The organism is Dyella sp. NPDC103356, from assembly GCF_055584465.1.
In genome coordinates this window covers 1-23458 of sequence record NZ_JBVJLZ010000009.1, presented here as the reverse complement: position 1 = coordinate 23458, position 23458 = coordinate 1, and the positions used below count along the sequence as shown (strand labels likewise).

Here is a 23458-nt window from a genome sequence, read left to right as displayed (position 1 = left end):
AGTGAACTTATACAAGCGACAATTCCGCGCTCTGGGAACGACGTTTGAGCCGACCTGAAATCTCGCGCGCCAATGTTTCGATGAGGGGGGGCTTTACGATCGACAGATGGCTGCCACCGATACTCGTCACCTCAAGACGCCCGCCCAGTACATCGCGCCACCCGAACGTCACGTCTTCGCCCTCGTTACGGTCGGCGGCAAAGAATGTCACGGTAACTGCCGCCGGTGGCGCCGTGTATTGCTCGGCCGCTTTGCCGCCAGCTCGATAGACAGCCAGGATTCGCCGTACCAGCGGCATATCGAGATGTTCGGGCAGCAGTGCTTCGCGCTGGCATAGGGAGATCATGGCGTCGATATCCTTGCGGTCCGCCAGCTCAGTCAATTCACCGTAAGCGGAGTGCTGCCGTATATCGCGGCCCACCGGGTACAGATCGACAACCCAATGCATCAATGCACTGCATTCGTCGAACTCGGCGATATTTGCCGCGCGTAGCTGAGCCCTTAAATAGGGGCTGCTGCCCGTATCGATCATGCCCACGAAGTTGACGGTCTCGCCCATCGCAAGCAGTTGATGGGCGATCTCATAGGCAATCATCCCGCCCAGCGACCAGCCCGCAATGAGATACGGGCCGGAGGCCTGCACCTGCCGCATGGCGTCCAGGTAAGTGCGCGCCATATCGACGATGCTTGCCTGCGGTGTTTCGCCAGCGGCAATGCCACTCGCTGCCAGGGCATACACCGGTTGATCGGCATCCAGATGTCTTGCCAGGTCGAACGCGTACTGGACCTCCCCGCCAATGGGGTGAATCAGGAACAGCGGCGTCGCATGGCCATGGGACCGAATGGGCACCAGGTTCGGATGCCTAGACGGCGGCTTGCTTGCCTCGACAAACGCCGCCAGTGCGCCCAGCGTCGGATGGGTAAACAGATGACGCAACTCCAAATCGATGCCCGCTCGCTTGCGCAGCTGCGACACCAGCTGCACCGCCAGCAAGGAGTGTCCACCGAGCCTGAAGAAATCATCCGATACGCTGACCTGCTTCACCTTCAGCACATCGAGCCAGATATCGGCAATGATCTGCTCGGTCGGCGTCCGTGGGGCGAGATGGACGGCATCGCTTTGCGTCAGATCCGGCACCGGTAGCGCCTTGCGATCCACCTTGCCGTTTACCGTAAGCGGCAGCGCCTCCAGGATCACATAGCTGCTGGGCAGCATGTAGTCCGGTAGCCGTTGTGCCAGGCCGGTGCGATAGGCTGCTACCTGCCCGCGGCCCTGCGACGGCACCACGTACGCCACCAGTCGCTTCTCGCCCGGGATGTCTTCACGCAGCATCACCGTCGCTGCCTGCACGTCGGCCAGGGCTGCCAGCTGCTGCTCGATCTCGCCCAGCTCGATTCGGAAGCCGCGCAGCTTGACCTGATCGTCGCCACGACCCAGGAACTCCAGCTCGCCATCGGCCCGGTAACGCACCAGATCGCCTGTGCGATAGAGACGCGCTCCGGACCTGTCCGTGAACGGATCAGCGACGAAACGCTCTTCGGTGAGCGATGCGCGACCGAGGTAACCCAGCGCCACACCATCGCCACCGATATACAGCTCGCCCACGCTGCCCATCGGCTGCAACTGCATGCCCTCGCCCAGCACATACAGCTGGGTATTGCCGATCGCCCGTCCGATCGGTGCCGCGACACCCTCCAGTGTCTCCAGCACTGCCGCGTCCGAGAGCGACCAAATGCTGCAGCCCACGGTCGCCTCGGTCGGGCCGTATTCGTTCACGAAGGTCGCGGCTGGCAGCAATTCGCCCTTCCAGCGACGTAACGTCGCCAGGGTGAGCTGCTCGCCACCGATCACGATGCAATGGGCCGCATCGCCTGCTGCTTCGGCACGATCCATATAGGACAGTGCTTCCAGGTGAGCTGGCGTGATCTTGAACAACCAGGGCGCACCCGAAGCGAACAACCTCTCTGACAATTGCGGCAAGGTCCGTTCGTCATCGGCCAGCAGCACCATCGGCTTGCCCACCATCAATGGTGGCAGCAAGGTCGTGACCGTGGCATCGAAGCCCAGCGGTGAACTCACCACCGAGCCGACGATGCCCTCGCCCAGGTACTCCCGTACCGCGTGCCACACGTAGTTCGACAACGAGCCGTGGGCCACCATTACGCCCTTGGGCTTGCCGGTAGAGCCGGAGGTGTAGAGCACGTAAGCCATGCGGGTGGCTGAGGTCTGGCTGTCCAGATTGCCGTCCGCATAGCTGCGCAACATGCCTGCATCACCGTCCAGGCAGAACACCGACAAGCCCGATACCGTCGGCACGCGATCCCGCAGATGTTGCTGGGTCAGGACCACGGCCGGCTTGGCGTCGTCCAGGATCGTGGCCAGCCGTTCCGGCGGATAGGCCGGATCCAGCGGCACATACGCGCCGCCCGCTTTCCATACGGCCAGCATGCCGACGATCATCGCCGCCGAACGCTCGACACACAGCCCCACCAGCACGTCCGATCCCACGCCCCGCTGACGCAGATGACGCGCGACACGATTGGCCTGGGCATTGAGCTCCGCATAGCTCAGTGACACATCCTCGGATATGACGGCTATCCGATCGGGCGTCCGGGCCACCTGTGCCTCGAACAGCTCGTGCAGCGCGTGGACATGCGGGTACGCCATGTCGGTGGCGTTGAAGGTAGCGACCAGTTGATGGCGTTCGGCCTCGCCCAACATGGCCAACTGACCGAGAGCACGTTCCGGCTCGGCCACAATGGCCTGCAACAACTGCGTAAAGTGACCGGCCATGCGTTCGATCGTGCGCGCATCGAACAGCTCGGTGCTGTATTCGAAGCTGCCATGCAGACCGTCACGTTCCTCGGTCAAGGTCAGCGTGATATCGAACTTGGCCAGAGCGCTTTCATGAGCCAGCAGGTTCATCGACAGGCCTGGCAAGGCCAGCTCGTCCATCGGTACGTTCTGCAGCACCAGCATCACCTGGAACAGTGGCGAATAACTGGTATGGCGTTCCGGCTGCAGGGCTTCGACCAGTTGCTCGAACGGCACATCCTGGTGGGCGTAGGCATCCAGCGTGTGCTGTCGCACCTGTTGCAACAGGCTGTGGAAATCGAGCGAGAGATCGACCTGGGTACGCAATACCAGGGTATTGACGAAGAAGCCGATCAAGTCTTCGACCTCGGCCCGATTGCGATTGGCGATCGGCGTGCCGATGCAGATATCGCTCTGGCCGGAATAACGAGCCAGCAGCACATTGAAGGCCGCGCACAGCGTCATGAACAGCGTGCTCTGCGTTCGCCGACTCAACGTGTGCAGACCCGATACCAGCGTCGCTGGCAACTCGAACGGCAACGTCGCACCAATATGGCTCGACTGCGCCGGTCGCGGCCTGTCGGTCGGCAAGGCCAACAGGCTAGGACTATCGGCGAGCTGCCGCTTCCAATAGCTCAGCTGTCGTTCCAGCACACCGCCTTGCAGCCATTCGCGCTGCCACTGGGCGAAATCGGCGTACTGAATCGGCAGCTCCGACAACGGCGATGGCCTGCCCTCAGTGAACGCCTGATACAGCGCAGCCATCTCTCGAACGACCACACCCATCGACCAACCGTCCGAGACGATATGGTGCATGGTCAACAGCAGGACATGTTCTTCTGTATCCAGCCGCAACAACGCGCCGCGAATCAGCAGATCCGCCTCCAGGTCGAATCGCGTTTGCGCCTCCTCCATCGACAATCGTTGGGCCTCGACTGCCCGCTCCTTTACCGGCAAGTCCGACAGGTCGCTGATAGCCAGCGGCAAGTCCACGCAGGACATGACCACTTGCACCGGCGATCCATCGTCATCGGCAAAACAGGTACGCAACGCTTCATGGCGACGCAGAATCTCGTTGAGCGTGCGGGCCAGGGCAACCACATCGAGATGCCCCTTCAGGCGCAGCGCCACCGGGATGTTGTAGAGCGCACTCTGGCGATCCAGCTGATCCAGAAACCACAGGCGCTGTTGGGCGAACGACAAGGCCAGCGGCCTATCGCGGTTTGCTCGCTGCAGCGATGGCGCGCCGCCTCCAGCCTCGGCGTTGACCATCTTGCGCATCAACATCACGATGGACGGTGCGTCGAACAAGGCACGCAAGGGCAATTCGACCTGCAGCGCGCGCCGTATCCGCGACATCAACTGCGTCGCCAATAGCGAATGGCCGCCCAGCGCGAAGAAGTCGTCGTGGATGCCCACCTTGTCCAGCTTCAGAACCTCTGCCCAGATGCCTGCCATGATTTCTTCGGCTGGCGTGCGCGGCGCGACATAACCTTCATCGCTTCGCGTCATGTCCGGGGCCGGCAGCGCGCCACGATTGACCTTGCCGTTGGGTGTCAGCGGCATACGATCGAGCGTGATGAAATAGCTCGGCACCATGTACTCGGGAAGCGTCTGCGACAGGATCGTGCGCAGGCGTGCCTCGTCCGGCAAGGTTTGCCCTTCATGCGCAACTAGGTAGGCGACAAGCCGCTTATCGCCGACGCTGTCCTCGCGTGCCAGCACCACGACCTCGCTGGCCAGAGCCTGCAATGCGGCCTCGATCTCGCCCAGCTCGATACGGAAGCCACGAATCTTGACCTGGTGATCGATACGTCCCAGATACTCGATCTGGCCGTCCGCCCGATACTGAACCAGGTCGCCGGTGCGATACATCCGCGCGCCCGGCGTGGCACTGAAGGGATTGGGGACGAACTTCTCCGCCGTCAGTTCCGGCCGCTTCAGATAGCCACGGGCCAGCCCGTCGCCGGCAATGAACAACTCACCGGCGACGCCCATCGGGACGGGCTCTCCTTGGGCGTCGAGAATGTAGGTCTGCGTATGGGCGATCGGACGACCGATCGACACCGGCGTGCTCGAACCCTTCTCCACCAGCGTAAAGGTCGAATACGTCGTGTCTTCCGACGGGCCATACAGGTTGTAGATTTTCTCGACCGATGCCTGCCGATAGAGCGACTGCACCAGCGTGTTGGACAACGCCTCGCCGGCCAGGTTGATGACCTTCACTGATGTGGGGAGCGTCTTGTTCCGATGCACTTCGGCCATCGCCGAGGGCACCGTGTTGATCAGGGTGACCGGCAACGTGTCCGCACGCTCCGCGAAGTCGAGAATATTATCGACCAGCCAGGACGAACCGCCCCGGCTCAAGGGACCGAAGATCTCGAAGATGGAAAGGTCGAAACAGATCGACGTCGATGCCAGCACCTTGTCGAGGCTGTCGCCGTCGAACGTAGCCAGTGCCCAATGAATAAACGTGACAGCATTGCGATGCTGGATCGCCACACCTTTGGGCTTGCCGGTCGACCCGGACGTGTAGATCACATACGCCAGATGGTCACCGACAGCGACAGCCGCAGGATTATCGTCGCGGCAGCCGGCCAATTGCGCAGCGTCTGCATCGATGCAGAACACCGTCATGCCTTCCACCGGAGGCAAATCCGATAACAGATGCTGCTGCGTCAACAACACTCGCGGCTCGGCGTCGACCAACATGGTCGCGATTCGCCCGGCCGGATAAGCAGGATCCAGTGGCACATAAGCACCACCGGCCTTCAGCACGCCAAGCAGGCAAGCAATCAGATCAGGCGTACGCGTCATGCATACCCCCACGAGCACATCCGGCCCGACGCCCAGGCTTCGCAGGTGATGAGCCAGCTGATTGGCTCGCCGGTTAAGGTCCGCATAGCTGAGCGCGACGCCGTTGTGCATCACCGCCATGCTGTCCGGTGTACGTGCTACCTGTGCCTCGAACAACGCCTGGAGGGTCTGCGGACGGATGGTCTCTGTGGAGATCGTCGCCGTGTCGTTCCACGCATGCAGCAGCTGATCCCGTTCCGCCGTCGGCATGACTTTCAGGCTTTCAATAGACACATCCGGACTGGACTCCAACGCATCGGCCAGGTGCTCCAGTACCGTGTGCATGTATTGGCACACCCGTCGTGCGCGCTCGACATCCGGGATCTGAACGGCCAGGCCAAACCCGTCGCCGGCATCGTCCACCGACATCATGCAGGGATAATTGGTGCGCTCCTTCACGTTGAGCAGTTGCATGCCAGGCAATTCTTCGGTCAAGACCGAGTCCGCACCGACGTTATGGCGGTAGTTGAACAGCGACGAGAACAGCGGTGTCGGTGCCACCACGCCGCTTGCGCGCTGAGCCAGCGCCAGCGATGCATGTTCATGGCGCAGCAGCTGGGTAAGGAGCACATGCGTATCGCGCACGCCATCGAGCACGGACTTCGTGCCCGTCTGTATGCATACCGGCAACGTGTTGATGAAGATGCCCAGTACCCGATCCGAACCTTCGCCGCTTTGCATGCGACCGAACAGCACCGTACCGAACACCACATCCTGCCGCCCCGAAAGCTGCGACAGCACTTGCGCCCATGCCAGATGCATCAGGCTGGCTGCGCTCACGCCCAACTTGCGCGCCAACTGGCGCAAGCGACGTGCCAGCGCGGGATCGACCTGTTGTTGCGCTTCGGCGATATCCGCGCCGTCGCCCTGTACGTTCAACAGGCCGAAGGGTGCGGTTGGTTCGTCGACCTGCGCCAGCATCGAACGGAAGAACGACTCGTGCTCCGCCTGGCTTACGCCGGACCGGGCCTGGGCCACGAAGTTGCGGAACGGCAACGGCTCACGCAACGTGACTTCATGGCCGTGCAGGATGGTCCTGAGTTCGTCCATCAACAGCTTGAGCGACGTATTGTCGTCGATCAGATGGTGCAACATGATCTGCATCAACCAACGGCCATGCGCCCCATCCTCGGCGACAAAGCACCTGAGCAAGGGAGCCTGACGCACATCGAGGCGATAGTTCAGCGGGTTGTAGCGTGCCCTCAGTTGCGCGGGCACATCGTCGTCCTGCACCAGTTCGACTTCTTCGAGGATCAGCGGAGCTCGCCGCCAGACCACCTGCATCGGTTCGGCCAGCCCCTCCCACGCAATGGCGGTGCGGAAGGCATCGTGGCGGGCAATAACCGTTTCCAGCGCCGAAGCGAACGCATCCAGATGGCCACGCGTTTCGAACGCCCAGAGCATCTCCATCACGTACGCATCGCGCTCCTCGGCCATCAGATGATGGAAGAAGATGCCTTCCTGCGCCGGCGACAGCGGATAGATGTCCTTGATATTGGCAGCACCTCCCGGCACGCCCGCTTCGATGGCAGCAATGTCCGCACCATCCAGCGTCGCCAGAGTCACCATGTCTGGCGTGATATGCGCGCACTCTTGCGGAATACCATTGGCGGGCACCACGATGTCGGCACCACCTTTTTGCGTAGCCAGCGCCAGCGCCGCTACCGTCGGCTCGACAAAGAAGGTACGGATATCGACCGAAAGATCCACGCGACGCATCCGCTGAATCAGGGCAATGGCGAGCAGCGAATGGCCGCCCAATGCAAAGAAGTCGTCATGGACGCCGACCTTGTCCAGCTTGAGGACCTCCGCCCAGATACCGGCAATGATTTCCTCCGTCGACGTGCGCGGTGCGACGTATTGCTCGTCGTTCCGTACCGTTCCCGGAGCCGGTAGCGCCTTGCGATCGGTCTTGCCATTGGCTGTCAACGGCATGCGTTCGAGCATCACGAAGTGGTTCGGCACCATGTACTCGGGTAGCGTCCTGCCCACCTTTGCGCGTAGCTGCGCTTCATCCGGCAATGTTTGCCCTGTCCGTGCCACCACATAGGCGACAAGTCGCTTGTCGCCCGGCTGGTCTTCGCGCGCCAGTACCACTACCTCGCTTACCGCGGGATGATCGGCGATGCGCGCTTCGATCTCGCCCAGCTCGATGCGAAAACCGCGAATCTTGACCTGTTCGTCGTTGCGCCCCAGGTATTCGATACTGCCATCGGCCAGCCAACGGCCGACATCGCCGGTCTTGTAGAGGCGCGCCCGCGGATCGTCGACGAACGGATTGGCCATGAAACGTTCGGCCGTCAGTTCCGCCCGGTTGAGGTAACCCCGCGCCACACCGGCACCACCCACATACAACTCGCCGGCCACACCGAGCGGTACCGGTTCGCGATGGGTATCCAGCACATAGATCTGCAGATCGGGAATCTGACGGCCGATCGGACTGGGACCGGCACGATGGGCATCGGCTGGCTCGATCGGCAGATACGTCACGTGCACCGTGGTTTCGGTGATGCCGTACATGTTGACCAGGCGCGTCGCTGCATTGGCCGGTCGTTCGTACCAGGGCTTGAGCGTGCTCAGTTCGAGCGCTTCGCCGCCGAAGATGACGTAGCGCAAGTGATGTGTCCTGGCGCTGTCGCCTTGTGCTGCGATCAACTGACGGAATGCACTGGGTGTCTGGTTGAGCACCGTGACACCTTGCGCGCATAGCAACTCGTAGAAGTCCGAAGGCGAGCGCGTTACGCCCTGTGGAACGACGACCAGTTTTCCGCCATAGGCCAGGGCACCCCAGATTTCCCACACGGAGAAATCGAAGGCATAGGAATGGAACAAGGTCCACACATCGTCCCCGCCAAAACCATACCAATGGTCCGTAGCGAAGAGCAGCCGTACCACATTGCCGTGCGCAACCATGACACCCTTGGGTTTACCGGTCGAACCCGAGGTGTAGATGATGTAAGCCAGGTGATGCGGTTGCAGCCCGATGGCGGCGTTATCGAGATTGCTCGCATCCGCATGCGCCCACGCGCCGGTATCGTTGCGCAGATCGATTACGGGTACGGTCGAGGTCTGCAGGATATCTTGCACGGACTGCTGCAGGTTTTCCTTGCCGTCGACGATCACTGTGACCGGCGCGCTATCGGTCAAGGCGTAGCTCAGACGCTCGGCCGGATAGGTTGGATCCAGCGGCACATAGGCGCCACCGGCCTTCAATACCCCCAGTAGCCCAACAATCATCGCTACCGAACGTTCCACGCAAAGGCCTACCAGCACATCCGGCCCTACGCCCCGTTGGCGCAGGTGACGTGCCAGGCGGTTGGCCTGCGCATTGAGTTCCGCGTAACTCAACGAGACATCCTCGTACGTTACCGCGATCCGATCCGGTGTCCGCGCTGCTTGTGCCTCGAACAACTCGTGCAGCATCTGCATACCAGGCTGGACGCCCGCTGAAACCATGCCCGTGTCGTTGAAGATATGGAGCAGCTGATGGCGCTCGGCGTCATCCAGCATCGGCAAACGGCCGACGGCACAGCCAGGGTCTGCCACGATCGCCTGCAGCAATCGGGTGAAGTGACCGGCCATGCGCTCGATCGTATGCGCCTCGAACAGCTCGGTGCTGTATTCGAAACAGCCGAACAAGCCCTCCTCGCCCTCGGTCAAGGTCAGCGTCAGGTCGAACTTGGCCGTGGCGCCCTTGCTCTCCAGCATGGTCATCGACAGACCAGGCATGGCCATCTCGCCCATGGGCATGTTCTGCAGCACCAGCATCACCTGGAACAGCGGCGTGTAACTGGTGTGCCGCTCCGGCTGCAAGACCTCGACCAGTTGCTCGAACGGCACATCCTGATGGGCATAGGCATCCAGGGTGTGCTGTCGCACCTGCTGTAACAGACGGTTGAAATCGAGCGAGAGATCGACCTGGGTGCGCAACACCAGCGTATTGACGAAGAAGCCGATCAGGTCTTCGATGTCGGCACGGTTGCGATTGGCGATCGGTGTGCCGATGCAGATGTCGCTCTGCCCCGAATAGCGGGCCAGTAACACATTGAAGGCCGCGCACAGCGTCATGAACAGCGTGCTCTGCGTCTGCCGACCGAGTGCCTGCAGGCCCGATACCAATGACACCGGCAACGCGAATGGCAACGTTGCGCCGATGTGACTCGACTGCATCGGTCGCGGTCGGTCCGTGGGCAAAGCCAGCAAACTTGGGCTATCGGCCAGCTGACGCTTCCAGTAGCTCAGTTGTCGCTCGAGCACCTCGCCACGGAGCCAATCGCGCTGCCAGTGCGCGAAGTCCGCGTACTGGATCGGCAGCTCCGGCAGCGGCGATGGCCGGCCTTCCACGAAAGCTCGATACAGCGAGACCATCTCCCGCGCCACGACACCCATCGACCAGCCGTCCGAAACGATGTGATGCATCGTCAACAGCAACGTGTGATCAACCTCCGTCAACCGGATAAGGCTGGCACGGATCAAGGGGCCCGTGACGAGATCGAAGGGTTTGACGGTTTCTTCCTGCACGCGAAGCTGCAGCTGCGCCTCGCGCCCCGCAGGCGGCAAGTCGCTGAAGTCGGCAAGCTCCAATGTCAGTGGCAAGTCCGGATGGAAGCGTTGCACCGGCTCATCGTCCACGATCGCAAACACGGTGCGCAGTGCCTCATGGCGGCGCATGATCTCGTTGAGCGTGTAAGACAGCGCATCGACATCGAGGCGGCCGGTCAGATGAGCCGTCACCGGAATGTTGTATATCTCGCGCCGGGCTTCGTATTGATCGAGAAACCAAAGCCGTTGCTGGGCAAACGACAGTGGCAGCGGTGCATTGCGTCCGATGGGCCGGATTGCCGAAGGCATCTGCTGTACGACCGCTATAGACGGAGCGGCCCCTTTTATCGTTGTGGTAAGAGCTTCCACGGTCGGTGCATCGAAGATCGCGCTGACCGGCAGTTCGACATCGAACTCGGTGTATATCCTGGACATCAACTGCGTTGCCAGCAAGGAATGCCCGCCAAGCTCGAAGAAGTCATCGTCCATCTCGATGGAGGGGCGTCCGAACAACTCCTGCCAGATAGCGACCATCCGTTGTTCGTGGCTGGCTTCCAGTGCCGGGCCTTGCTCCTTGGAGAACGTATGCGCGGGTGGCACGGCGGGAGCCGAGGCGTAACGTCGAGTCGATGACGGACCCGCGGCGACAAGCGTGTCTGGCGCATCCGGATAGGGAACATCGGTCCAGTAGCGCTCTCGTGCGAACGGATAGGTCGGCAAACTGACGCGACGGGGTCGGGCCATGCCGCCTGCCCCATACAAAGCGTTCCAGTCGACGTTGAAGCCCCTCACCCACAGATCGAGAAGCTTGCCGAACTTGCCCTTGGCGGCCCACGCGTGGACGGCGTCGTTTATATCCTCGTCGCCCGAGAACAGCGCCATGGCTTGGCGCTTGGCCTTGCCTCGATACACGCCTTCGACGTCGGTCTTGCCCTCGGCATAGGCACGAAGCTTAAGTCGTAGGTTGTCAAGCGAATCCACCAGCAAGCCCAGCCGCTCTTCCATCGCTTCGCGCCCCACTTGCAGCGTGTAGGCGACATCGGCAAGCGCCAGGTCGACGGGAGGCACGATGGCCGACAACAAGCGTTGCACCTGCTCCTGCAGTCGATCGGAGTCGCGAGCCGACAGTACGACCATGGCCGGACCATGTGGCACCCGGCCCCCTTCGGTCGGTGCAACATACTCTTCGATCACCAGATGAGCATTCGCCCCGCCGGCGCCGAATGAAGAGACGCCCGCTATCCTCGGGTACTCGCGCGCTTGACCGTCAATATTCACCATCGGGCGCGGCCAATCGGCCAGGCTCCGCTGCACGACAAAAGGTGTGTCGGCGAATGGGATGTTCGGGTTGAGTGCATCGGCGTGCAGGCTCGGCACCAGCGCGCGATGCTTCATCTGCATCACCACCTTGCTGATCCCCACAAAGCCGCTCGCGCTCTCGCTATGACCGATGTTGGACTTGGCCGACCCGATGGCGCAGAACTGCTTGTCCTGCGTCCAGTTTCGGAATGCCCGGGTCAAGCCGGCGATCTCGATCGGGTCGCCCATATGGCTACCTGTGCCTTGCGCCTCCACATAGCTGACCGCACGCGCATCGACACCTGCACGCTCCAACGCGTCGCTCACCAATTGTGCCTGCATGTTCGGGTTGGGCGTCATGTAGCCATGCGACTTGCCGCCCGAGTTGATCGCGCTGCCCTTGATCACGCCATAGATATGATCGCCATCGGCAACCGCGCGCTGCAGCGGCTTGAGCACAAGCGCACCCACAGCTTCGCTGTCCACAAAGCCATCGGCGTCGGCGGCAAACGGCTTGCATTGGTTGTCGCTCGACAGCATGGTCAACGCCGACAGGCCGATCATGTGATCCGGCGTAACGAGCAGATTTACCCCGCCGGCAATAGCCACTTCGCTGTCGCCGCTGCGCAGGCTTTCGATCGCCAGATGCACCGCCGTCAGCGACGACGAGCAGGCGGTATCGACCGCCATGCTGGGACCCTGGAAGTTGAGCAGATAGGAAATGCGGTTGGCGATCGACCAGAAGCGTACGCCGGTCGCGTAGCTTTCGTTCAGGACGCCGACGAACGTGCCGATCTTTCTGCTCTGGCACAACCCCTCCGGGGTATAACCGGCGTCCTCGATGCTCGCATAGACCTCCTGCATGAACAGCCGTTCTTGCGGGCTGATCAGCCGCGCTTCGCCGGGCGTGATGTTGAAGAACAGTCGATCGAAGCAATCGGCGTCATCGAGCAGGCCGGCCCATTTGCTATAGGTCTTGCCGGGCTGCTGCTTCTGCGCGTCGAAAACCAAGCTGTTGTCCCAGCGTTCCAGCGGTACTTCCGAGACGCTGTTGCGTCCTGCGACAAGGTTGTCCCAGAACTGGTTGACGTCGGAAGCGCCGGGGTAACGCCCGGAAAGTCCGATGATCGCCACGTCGAACCGTGTGGCGTCCGCAGGAGCACTTGCCTGCACCGCACTGGACCGTTTCCAACCGCGTGCACGGCGAAGCTTCTGCGCCGGCACCGGTGTCGGTAGCGGTAGCGGCAGCGGCGCCGAGGTCGCCGCCACCGCAACGGCGGCGGGAGATGCGCTACGCACCACTTCAAACTGCGGTGCCAGCAATGTCGCGTGTTCGCGCAGCAAGTAATCGACCAAGCCAGCCAATGTCGGATACTCGAAGAAGATCGTGGGCTTCAGTTCGAGTCGATATTGACGATTCAGGGCGTTGCCGAATTCGGTCAGCGTAATGGAATCGAAGCCGTATTCCATCAAGGGCGTCTCGCCATCGATGTCCTCCGGTTTGACCTTGATCAGCGAAGAGACCGTTCCGACAAGTGCGCGCTTGAGTTTCTCCGGCAGTGTCTGGTCGGCCTGGCTTGTCGCCGCATCGCGGTTATCGACCGCCGCAACCGGCGATGCCGAGACAACCTCCTGCGGTTTGCCCAGCAGTACATGACGGATGCGAGTGGCTTCACCGGCGACGACCACAAGCTGGCCCAACCCACTGGCCATCGCCTGTCGCAGAGCCTGCACGCCGCTGTCGCTCGCCAGGGCCTCCACGCCCAATTGCTGAGCCAGCATGTCACGCGTGGCGGCATCCACCTGCATGCCACCCTCATCCCATAGCGGCCAGTTCACCGACAGCGTGCGCCCGTGACGCAGACCCTGCGCGACCAGATCGCTGCGATGGTGCGCGAAGGCGTCCATAAAAGCATTTGCCGCCGCATAGTCGGCCTGCCCCACATTGCCCAGGGCGCCAGCTATCGACGAAAAACAGATAAAGCAATCCAGCGCCATGTCACGGCTGGCTTCGTCGAGATTGAGGGTGCCGGTCACCTTGGCGCTCAGCACCTCGAGCAGCTGTTGCTGCGTTTTCTTGACGATAAAGCCATCACGGACCACGCCGGCGCTGTGGATGATACCGTCCAGGCTCTCGAACTCTTCCGGAATGCTGCGTACCAGCTGCGTCAAGGCAACCGCGTCGGCAACATCGACGGCGTGATAGCGCACGACGGCGCCAAGCGTTTCCAGTTGGCGAATATCGGCCTGAATGCGCTCGTTCAGCGCAGAACGACCGGTCAGGATCAGCACAGGATTCCGAACCTGGCTTGCTATGTCGCGTGCGAAGATCAAACCCAGACCGCCAGCGCCGCCCGTGATCAGGTAGACGCCCTGAGGCTTCCACGGTGAGCGCGCTTCGCCCGCTACCGTGTATTCGCTCCAACCGGAAACCTGGCGCTCTCCATGGACGTAACGCACGTATTGCGCATCGCTACCGCGGTTTTCCAGCACTGCCTGGACGATGTTCTGACCTGCCTCGACACAGACAAGCTGACCGGTAATATTCGGATTTTCCAGCTGCGCGGTGCGCAACATGCCCGCCAGACCCTGCAGCATGTCCCTATCACGCACCACGACCTGCAGCAGTCGCTTTCCGGACTGAGCATTCAACGCCTGCAGCTGTTCCAGCAGGACATTCGCTGCTGCACTAAAACGTCTGGCAACGTCACTTTCAGCCGCCAATCGCACGCAAACGACGCCCGGCAATTGACGTTCCACATCATCGGCGTCCACACCCAGCAGCACGACATGCCGTGCATAGCCGGGATCGGCTACTTCTACGGCCGGGAGCGTATTCCATGTAGGGCGGAACAACAGTGCCTGGCTCAATGTATCGGTCGCGATCCTCAATTCGGCGGACCTCGGCGCGACAGCAGCCGCCATCGGCCTCAGGCTGAAACGTCCGAAGCGCACGCACACCTTGCCATGCTCGTCGCAAAGATCGATATCGAGCTGCTGCACCGCGTCGCCGGCTTTGCTGCCGGCGCTATGGCGTACCACGACCCACATCGACGGCGTGCACGGATGCAGCACATCCAAGGTACCCAGGGCGAACGGCAACATCGGCGTCAACTCGATCGCCGGGCCTATCTGCAGACCCAGCGTCGCTTGCAGCGCCGCGTCCAGCAAGCTGGGGTGCAATTCATAACCCAGCGTCGGAGCCGACTCGGGCAACACAATGTGAGCCAAAGCTTGAACCGGCCCGACAAGCAGGTCACTCACCCCCTGGAACGTCGGGCCGTAGCGCAGGCCCATCTGCTCGAACAGTGCATAACACTGGGGAGCATTCAGACGGGAAACGACACACGTCTCCCGTAGCGTTGCAAGGTCTTGTGGCGTCGAAACCACCGGAGCGGTGTTCGCGATCACACCCTGGCTATGGATCACCGGCTCGCCGTCTTCGCCGTCGCTATAGATCTCGAAGGGCAGTTCGCCGGTGTCTTCGGGATAGAGCGCGATATGAAGATCCAACCCGTCGCTATCGACGACGACCGGACGTATCCAGGCGACGTCTCGCAGTTGCAGTCCATTATCTTCGCCGAGTGCTTCGCGCGCCGCGCAACGCGCCATTTCGAGTTGAGCCACGCCGGGCAGGATGTGCGCACCGCGTACCACGTGATCGGCCAGGAAGAACTCGTCACCGGTCAGGCGCGTGCTGAAACGAAGCCCTGCCACATCGGAGGTGTTCCGGTGCAGCAGCGGGTGCAATGCCGTGCCGGCAGCCGATGGGACAACCACGCGCTCGTCGCCCGTCTGTATCCAGTAGCGTTCACGCGCGAACGGATAGGTCGGCAGACTTATGCGGTGCGGCCTGGCACTACCGTAGAGCTTCGCCCAATCGATCGACAGGCCCTTGACCCAGACATCGAGCAGCTTGCCAAACTTGCCTTTTGCGATCCAGGTGTCGACCGCGGTGGCGATCTCCTCGTCGTCGGCAAAGGCGGACAATACCTCTCTGGTCCGTTTCGCTTGTCCCCGATACAGCTCATCGATCCCCGTTTCGCCTGCTACATAGGCACCGAGCTTTTCGCGCAGCTCCTCCAGCGAACTCACCATCAATGCCAGGCGCTCGTCCATCGCCTCACGACCTACCTGCAACGTATAGGCCAGGTCGTGCAGCCGCAGCGTAGCGTCTTCCTGTCGCGTGACCAGGAATGCGCACAACCTATCCACCTGCTCGCGCAGTCGCTCCTCGCTGCGGGCCGACAGCAGTACCAGCGCGGGGCCAGTGCTGAATGCGTCGGTTTGCAGCTGCGGCTCGTATTCCTCGATCACCACGTGTGCGTTCGCACCGCCCGCCCCGAACGAAGAAATACCCGCGGTCCGCGGATAGGTCCGCTTCACGGCACCCTGCTCCAGCGTCGGCCGCTCCCATGGCGACAGCGTCTGCTGCACGACGAACGGCGTGGCCGCAAAGTCGATATTCGGATTCAACACGCTCGAATGCAGGCTCGGCGCGAGTTGCCGGTGCTTCAGCTGCAGCAGCACCTTCGTCACGCCCGCGATGCCGGCCGCGCTTTCGCAATGCCCGATATTCGACTTGGCCGAACCGATCGCGCAGAACTGACGGTCCTGCGTCCACTGGCCGAACGCCTTGCTCAAGCCCGCGATTTCGATCGGGTCGCCGAGGCTGGTACCGGTGCCGTGCGCCTCGATATAACTGATCGAACGCGCATCTACGCCACCTTCGCGCAGCGCACGCTCGACCACCTGTGCCTGCGCGTTCGGATTCGGCACGGTGTAACCGTTGGTCTTGCCACCATGGTTGATGGCGGTGGCCTTGATCACCCCGTAGATATGGTCGCCATCGGCAATGGCCTGCGAAAGCGGCTTGAGCAGCACCGCGCCCACGCCTTCGCCCGGCACGTAACCTTCGCCACCTTCGCCGAAACTCTCGCAGCGTCCCTTGCCGGAAATGAACTTGCCCTGGGCCAGCATCAGGTACTTGTTCGGATGAATCGATACGTTCACACCGCCGGCAATCGCTACGGTGCAGTTTCCGCGTTGCAGACTCTGGCAGGCCAGGTGAATCGCCGTCAGCGACGAGGAGCACATGGTGTCCAGCGCCAGGCTGGGGCCGTTGAAATTGCAGTAGTACGAAATGCGGTTAGCGATGGACGCGGCAGTGTTGGACACCGACACATTCTGTCCGCGCGCCTGTGCCTGCGCTCCGTACAGCTGGTATTCCTCATACATCACACCGACGAACACGCCAACGCCGCGTTCCTCGGCTACGTTGTCCCGGGTATAACCTGCGTCCTCCAGTGTGGCGTGTACGCATTCCAGGAACAGCCGTTCCTGCGGATCCATCAACTCCGCTTCGCGCGGAGATATGTTGAAGAACAGCGGGTCGAACTTGTCCACCTCATCCAGGAACCCGCCCCACTTGCTGTAGGTCGTCCCCAGCTTGCTGCGATCGGCGTCGTAGTAACGGTGCCAGTCCCACCGCTCCGGCGGGATTTCCGTAATGCTGTCCTTGCCTTCGCTCAGGTTTCGCCAGAACGTCTCCACATCCCCAGCCTGTGGATAGCGCCCCGCCAATCCGATGATCGCGATCGCATCCTGCGCAGGTCGCGCATGGCGGGATGCAAAGCGCGATCGGTTCTGGAGAATCGATGTGACCCGCCTTTGGTTAATGGGTTTCGTCGCGACCACCGGTACGGCGGCGATCGTTTTCTCGCCGAGCAGGTCGAGCAATATGGCCTGATGCTGCTTCAAAAAGTAATCGGACAGCGCCGCAAGCGTCTGGTATTCGAAGAACAAGGTCTTCGGCAGCGAGCCAAAATCCTTTTCCAGCTTGGCAGTCAGATCCATGATCATCACGGAATCGATGCCGTAGGTATCCAGCTGCGCGCTCGTATCGATCTTGTGCGCCGGCAATTTGAGCGTTGCCGACAAGGTGCGTGCCAGATGACGTATGGTCTTTTCGCGCAGGTCTTCCGATGTCCGTTCCGTGCTATCGGTCTCGACGACAACGGTAGCGGGTGCCACCGGTGCATCCACCATCGATAACGTCGCCTTGAGACGATGCAGCAGACCTTCGACCACCAGGACCTGGGAGGAATCGCTCGCCAATGCCTGTGCCAACGACGCGGTGCCACTGGCCGTGGGCAACGGCGCCATACCGATTTCCCGCAACAGATACGAGCGCGTGGCCTCGTCGACCTGCATGCCACCTTCGGCCCACAGCGGCCAATTGATCGACAGCGTGCGCCCTCGACGCCGGCTCTGGGTAACGAGGCCGCTGCGATAATGAGCAAACGCATCCATGAATGCATTGGCCGACGCGTAGTCCGCCTGCCCCACATTGCCGATCGCGGCGGTAATGGAGGAGAAAACGATAAAGCAATCCAGCGCGATATCCGCGCTCGCTTCGTCCAGATTCAGCGTGCCGGCTACCTTCGCGCTGAATACCTCATGCAACTGCTGCCGGGTTTTCTTGATCAGAAAGCTGTCACGCAAAACCCCAGCGCTGTGGATGATCCCGTCAAGGCTTTCGTACTCTTCCGGAAGGCTGCGCACCAGCTGCGTGATGGCTGCCTTGTCGGCGACATCGACTGCGTGATACCGCACGACCGCGCCCAGGGTTTCCAGCTCGCGCACCTTGGCCTGAATACGTTCGTCCATGGCCGAGCGCCCAGTCAGGACCAGCGTGACTCCCTTCGCCTGCCGCGCGATGTCGCGCGCGAAGATCAACCCCAAACCGCCTGCGCCGCCCGTGATCAGGTAAACCCCACGTGACTTCCACGGTGTAACCGTCTGCGTCGCCTCCGGCAGCTCCGCCCAACCGCTGACCTGACGCATCCCACCGGCATAGCGTATATGCACCGCAAGACTGTCGCGATTCTGCGCCAGCGCTTGCGCCACATCCTGACCCGTTTCGACCTCGATAAGCTGACCGACCAGACGCGGGTTCTCCACCTGCGCCGTACGCAGCATGCCGCCGAGGCCGGCCAGCAGAGCGCCTTCGCCCTCGCGCGGCACAACCAGTTGGATCAGGTGTTGCCCAGGCTGGCTGTTCAAGCCCTGGAGGAGCTCCAGCAGCGTGAACGCCGCCGCTTCATAGCCTTGCGAAAGATCATCGCCAAAAGGTAGACGAATCGCTTCCGGCATCTGCGCCTGCAAGCGATCTGCGTCTGCCGGATTCACGCCGCACAGCAGGATGCGGCGCTGAGCAAACGTGCGAATGGCGGCATCATTTGTGGTGGGCTGCGTAAACCATGATGGACTCACCAACAAAGTCTGCAAGGACTTGTCCGGCCCGGTGACACCCGTCGTCAAACGCAATTCAAGGCGGTTGAAGCGCGCACATACCGTCCCCTTGTCATCGCAAAGGTCGATATCGAACACCCGCGACGTAACGTCCATGACGTCGCCCGGACTATGTCGCACAACTGCCCATGCGGGAGCACCAGGCATCAGCGCCTGCAGCGATCCCAGTGTTGCAGGCAGCCACAACGCGCTCGCCTCATCGGCTGCCAGCATCAGTCCCAGCGTGGCCTGCAGCGCCGCGTCCAGCAGGCTGGGATGCAGAACGTAATCTTCTCGTGTTGCTTGAACTGCCGTCGGCAATACAATCTTTGCCAGTGCGTGCTGCGGGCTCGCATGCAGCTCGCTCAAACCCTGAAAGCCGGGGCCATAGTTCAATCCAAGGGCTTTGAATGCGGCATAGCACTGCGCAGCGGCCATGGACGAGGTGCATGGCTCGCGCAAGGCAACAAGATCGTGCATTGTCTCGGCGTCAGGCTGCGCATCATCGATGGCAACCACCGATCCCTGGCTGTAGATCACGCTGTCGCCGTCTTCGGCATCACGATAGATTTCGAAACGGATCGAGCCGCCTTCTTGCGGCATCAGGGCAATATGCAGGTCAAGCCCGTCCGTATCCACGACCACCGGACGAAGCCAGGCGATGTCCAGTAACTGCAGCGTGCATTCGTCTTCGATCGCTTCGCTCACGGCGCAACGCGCCATCTCCAGTTGCGCCACGCCGGGCAGGATGCGTGCGCCACGTACCACGTGATCGGCCAGGACAAATTCGTCGCCGCTGAAATGCGTGCTGAAGCGCTGCACCGAGAAGCTCGATGTGTTCCGATGCAGCAGCGGATGCAGCGTCTTGTCGATGCCCGATACGCTGAGTGGACGATCGTTGCCGACCTGTATCCAATAGCGTTCGCGCGCGAACGGGTATGCCGGCAGGCTGATCCGGCGCGGCTTCGTCTCGCCATAAAGCTTTGTCCAATCGATCGACAGTCCCTTCACCCATAGATCGAGCAGCTTGCCCAGTTTGCCCTTGGCCATCCATGCATCGACGGCGGCGGTCATGTCCTCGTCGCCGGCCAGCGCACCGAGCGCCCCCTTTGTCTGCTTTACCTGGCCCCGATACAGTTCCTCGATACCCGTCTCGCCGGCGCCATAAGCACTCAGTTTCGTACGTAGTTCGGCCAGCGAGCCGACGACCAGGCCCAGCCGCTCCTCCATGGCCTCACGTCCTAGCTGGAGCGTGTAGGCGAGGTCCAACAAGTCGATAGCTGCATCCGAAGTGATGGCTTCAAGCAGCCGCTGTACTTGTTCGCGCAGCCGGTCTTCATCGCGAGCCGACAGCACGATCAGGGCCGGCCCCGGTATCGCCCGCGGTACGGTAGCTGCAACGTACTCCTCGATAACGACATGCGCATTGGCGCCGCCCGCACCGAACGAGGAAATGCCGGCGATGCGTGTATCCCCTCGTGTCGGCCTTGGCCATGGCGCGAGCTCTTGCTGCACCACAAAGGGCGTGCTGGTGAAGTCGATATTTGGATTCAATACGCTCGAATGCAGGCTCGGTGCCAACTGGCCGTGCTTAAGCTGCAACAGCACCTTGGTAACGCCGGCAATACCAGCCGCGCTCTCGCAATGGCCGATATTCGACTTGGCCGAACCGATCGCGCAGAACTGCTTGTCCTGCGTCCAGCCTCGAAACGCCTTGGACAATCCGGCAATCTCGATCGGATCGCCCAGGCTGGTGCCGGTGCCGTGCGCTTCGATGTAGCTGATCGAACGCGCGTCCACGCCACCCTCACGCAAGGCACGCTCGATCACCTTGGCTTGCGCGTTGGGGTTCGGCACCGTGTAGCCGTTGGTCTTGCCGCCATGATTGATCGCGGTGGCCTTGATCACCCCGTAAATGTGATCGCCATCGGCAATCGCTTGCGACAGCGGCTTGAGCAAGACCGCGCCCACGCCCTCGCCCGGCACATAACCTTCACCACCTTCACCAAAACTCTCGCAGCGGCCCTTGCCTGAGATGAACTTGCCCTGGGCCAGCATCAGGTATTTGTTCGGATGCACCGACACGTTCACACCGCCCGCGACCGCCACGGTGCAGTCGCCACGCTGCAGGCTTCGGCACGCCAGATGGATCGCCGTCAGCGACGACGAGCACATGGTGTCCAGCGCCAGGCTGGGGCCGTTGAAATTGCAGAAGTACGAAATGCGGTTCGCTACGGATGCGGCACTGTTGAGCATGGCAAGGTTGTTTCCCCTGGCCTGCTCCTGCGCTCCGTAAAGCTGGTATTCCTCGTACATCACGCCGACGAATACGCCGACGCTACTGTCCTCGGCCACGTTTTCACGGGTATAGCCGGCGTCCTCCAGCGTGGCGTGCACGCACTCCAGGAACAGTCGTTCCTGCGGATCCATCAGCTCCGCTTCGCGTGGAGAGATATTGAAGAACAGCGGATCGAACAGGTCGACGCCGTCGATAAAGCCGCCCCACTTGCTGTACGTCTTGCCGGTCTTGCTGCGATCCGCGTCGTAGTAGAGCCCATGATCCCAGCGCTCGACGGGAATCTCGGTAATGCTGTCCTTACCCTGGCTCAGGTTGGCCCAGAACTGTTCGAGATTGGTGGCCTGCGGATAGCGCCCCGCCACGCCGATAATGGCAATCTCGCCGACGTCCTTGCCTGCCATCGGGCTGAAACGTTCGATATCGCCGAACTGGGCGCTCGCCTGTTGAAAGCCACGCTCGTTAGTGCCAAAGCGCGGGCGGCGTGAGGCTGGCGTGGTAACGACCGGCACGTCCTGCTCGGAGGGCGATGCAGGTTCGGGCGCATCGTAAGGAGTATCACCGAGTACTTCGCTCAGGCGCGCACGGTGGTTTTCCATGAAATGGCCAGCCAGCGCCGCAATCGTCTGATATTCGAACAGCAGCGTCTTGGATAGAGGACCGAAGACTTCCTCCAGGGTTCGGGTCAGGTCCATCACGAGGATGGAGTCGATGCCGTAGGCCTCCATTTGCGCGCGTGCATCGATGCTATGAGCCGGACGCTTCAGTGCGCTCGACAGCAACCGAACGAAGTAACGTATCGCCTTTTCCTGCAGTTCGTCCGTCGGCGCGCTCGATGTGAGCGCTGCCCGTACCACCTCATCGCGCTGCGGCGAAACCGCTTGTACCGGCTCAGCAGATTCCTTTTGCCCCGCGGTGCGCGCACAAAACTCGCTCAGTCGAGCACAGACCACACCCGTGTCGTCGCATAGATCGATATCAAATTTCTGCAGAACATCAGCCGAGGTTGAACCGGTACTACGACGTATCACTGCCCACATGCTATCGACGCAAGGACTCAGGATATCCAGCGAACCCAGTGCGAACGGCAACATGGACGTTGCCTCGTTCCAGTGGCCGGCATCATGAGCCTGAAAACCAATCGTCGCCTGCAGTGCCGCGTCGACGACGCTGGGATGAAGAACATAGCCCTCGTGGATAGGCTTGATTGCGTCAGGCACCGTAATCCGGGCCAGTGCCTGTCCCTGCCCGATGAAAAGCTCGCCCAAGCCACGATGCGCTGGGCCATAGTTCAAACCCATACGGTCGAACGCGGCATAGCATTCGGTCGCATACAAATGCGCTTGCGCACATTGCTGACGCATGACGTCGAGGTCGTGCGTTTCCCTGGCACCGGATGTCGTATCGATCAGGCGGACGACTGAGCCTTGACTATAAACCTGGGCTTCATCGCCATCCGCGTTGTCGTAGAGCTCGAAACTATATTCGCCGGCACGTTCGGGGAACAGCGCGATATTCACATCTAGCGGTTCGGAACTGCCCACCACTGGACGAAGCCAAACGATGTCTTTCAGGCGAAGCTGGCCGTTGGCGGCAATCGCATGGGTTGCCACGACACGTAGCATCTCCAGTTGCGCAGCGCCCGGTAGCGTGGGCACGCCCTGCACCACGTGATCGGCAAGAAAGCTTTCCTTGCCGGTAAAGCGACTGCTGAAGCGCAAGCCCGCCATCGTCGAGGTATTGCGATGCACCAGCGGATGCATCCCGGCGGGTGACGACGCCGACAACCAGGGCTTCGCCTCGACCCAGTGTTTTTCCCTGATAAACGGATAGGTCGGCAACGCCAGCCGGCGATGCTTGCCCACCTCGTACAGACTCGCTCCATCGATCGCCTGCCCGTCGACCCATGCCTGTGCGATGGCGTGCAGATTTCCATCGATCAGTGTCACGGGTTCGGTTTGAGCGAGCTTCTCCGCCGGCAGTTCGCCGACGAAGACACCTTGCGCCTGCCCCGTCAACCAATCTTCCAGTTGCGCCTGCAGTGCATCGAAGGAATCGACCACCAGTGCGAGGCGCGCGGCCATCGCCTGCCGTCCCACCTGCAACGTATAAGCCAAGTCGGCCAAACCGGCCTCACGCATCTCCGACGAGGCGATGGCCGCAAGCAACTGCTGCACCCGTTCGCGCAACACTGCCATCGTCTTGGCCGACAACACCACCAGAACCGATTCGGGTGCCGCTTCGCTTAGGATGGCCTCGGAGGGCTCGACATACTCCTCGATCACCACGTGCGAGTTCACGCCGCCGAAACCGAACGAACTGATACCGGCACGGCGCGGCAGGGCTACGCCGCGGTC

General features: G+C 61.5%; 1 protein-coding gene. It reads right to left on the bottom strand.

Annotated elements, in window-relative coordinates; all coding sequences use genetic code 11:
- Positions 1 to 7: 7 nt before the first annotated feature.
- Positions 8 to 23425 carry an amino acid adenylation domain-containing protein gene (locus ACZ6WW_RS18695; protein ID WP_465275673.1) on the bottom strand — a complete coding sequence of 7806 codons (23418 nt, stop codon included), beginning with the start codon at positions 23423 to 23425 and terminating at the stop codon, positions 8 to 10.
- Positions 23426 to 23458: the final 33 nt, after the last annotated feature.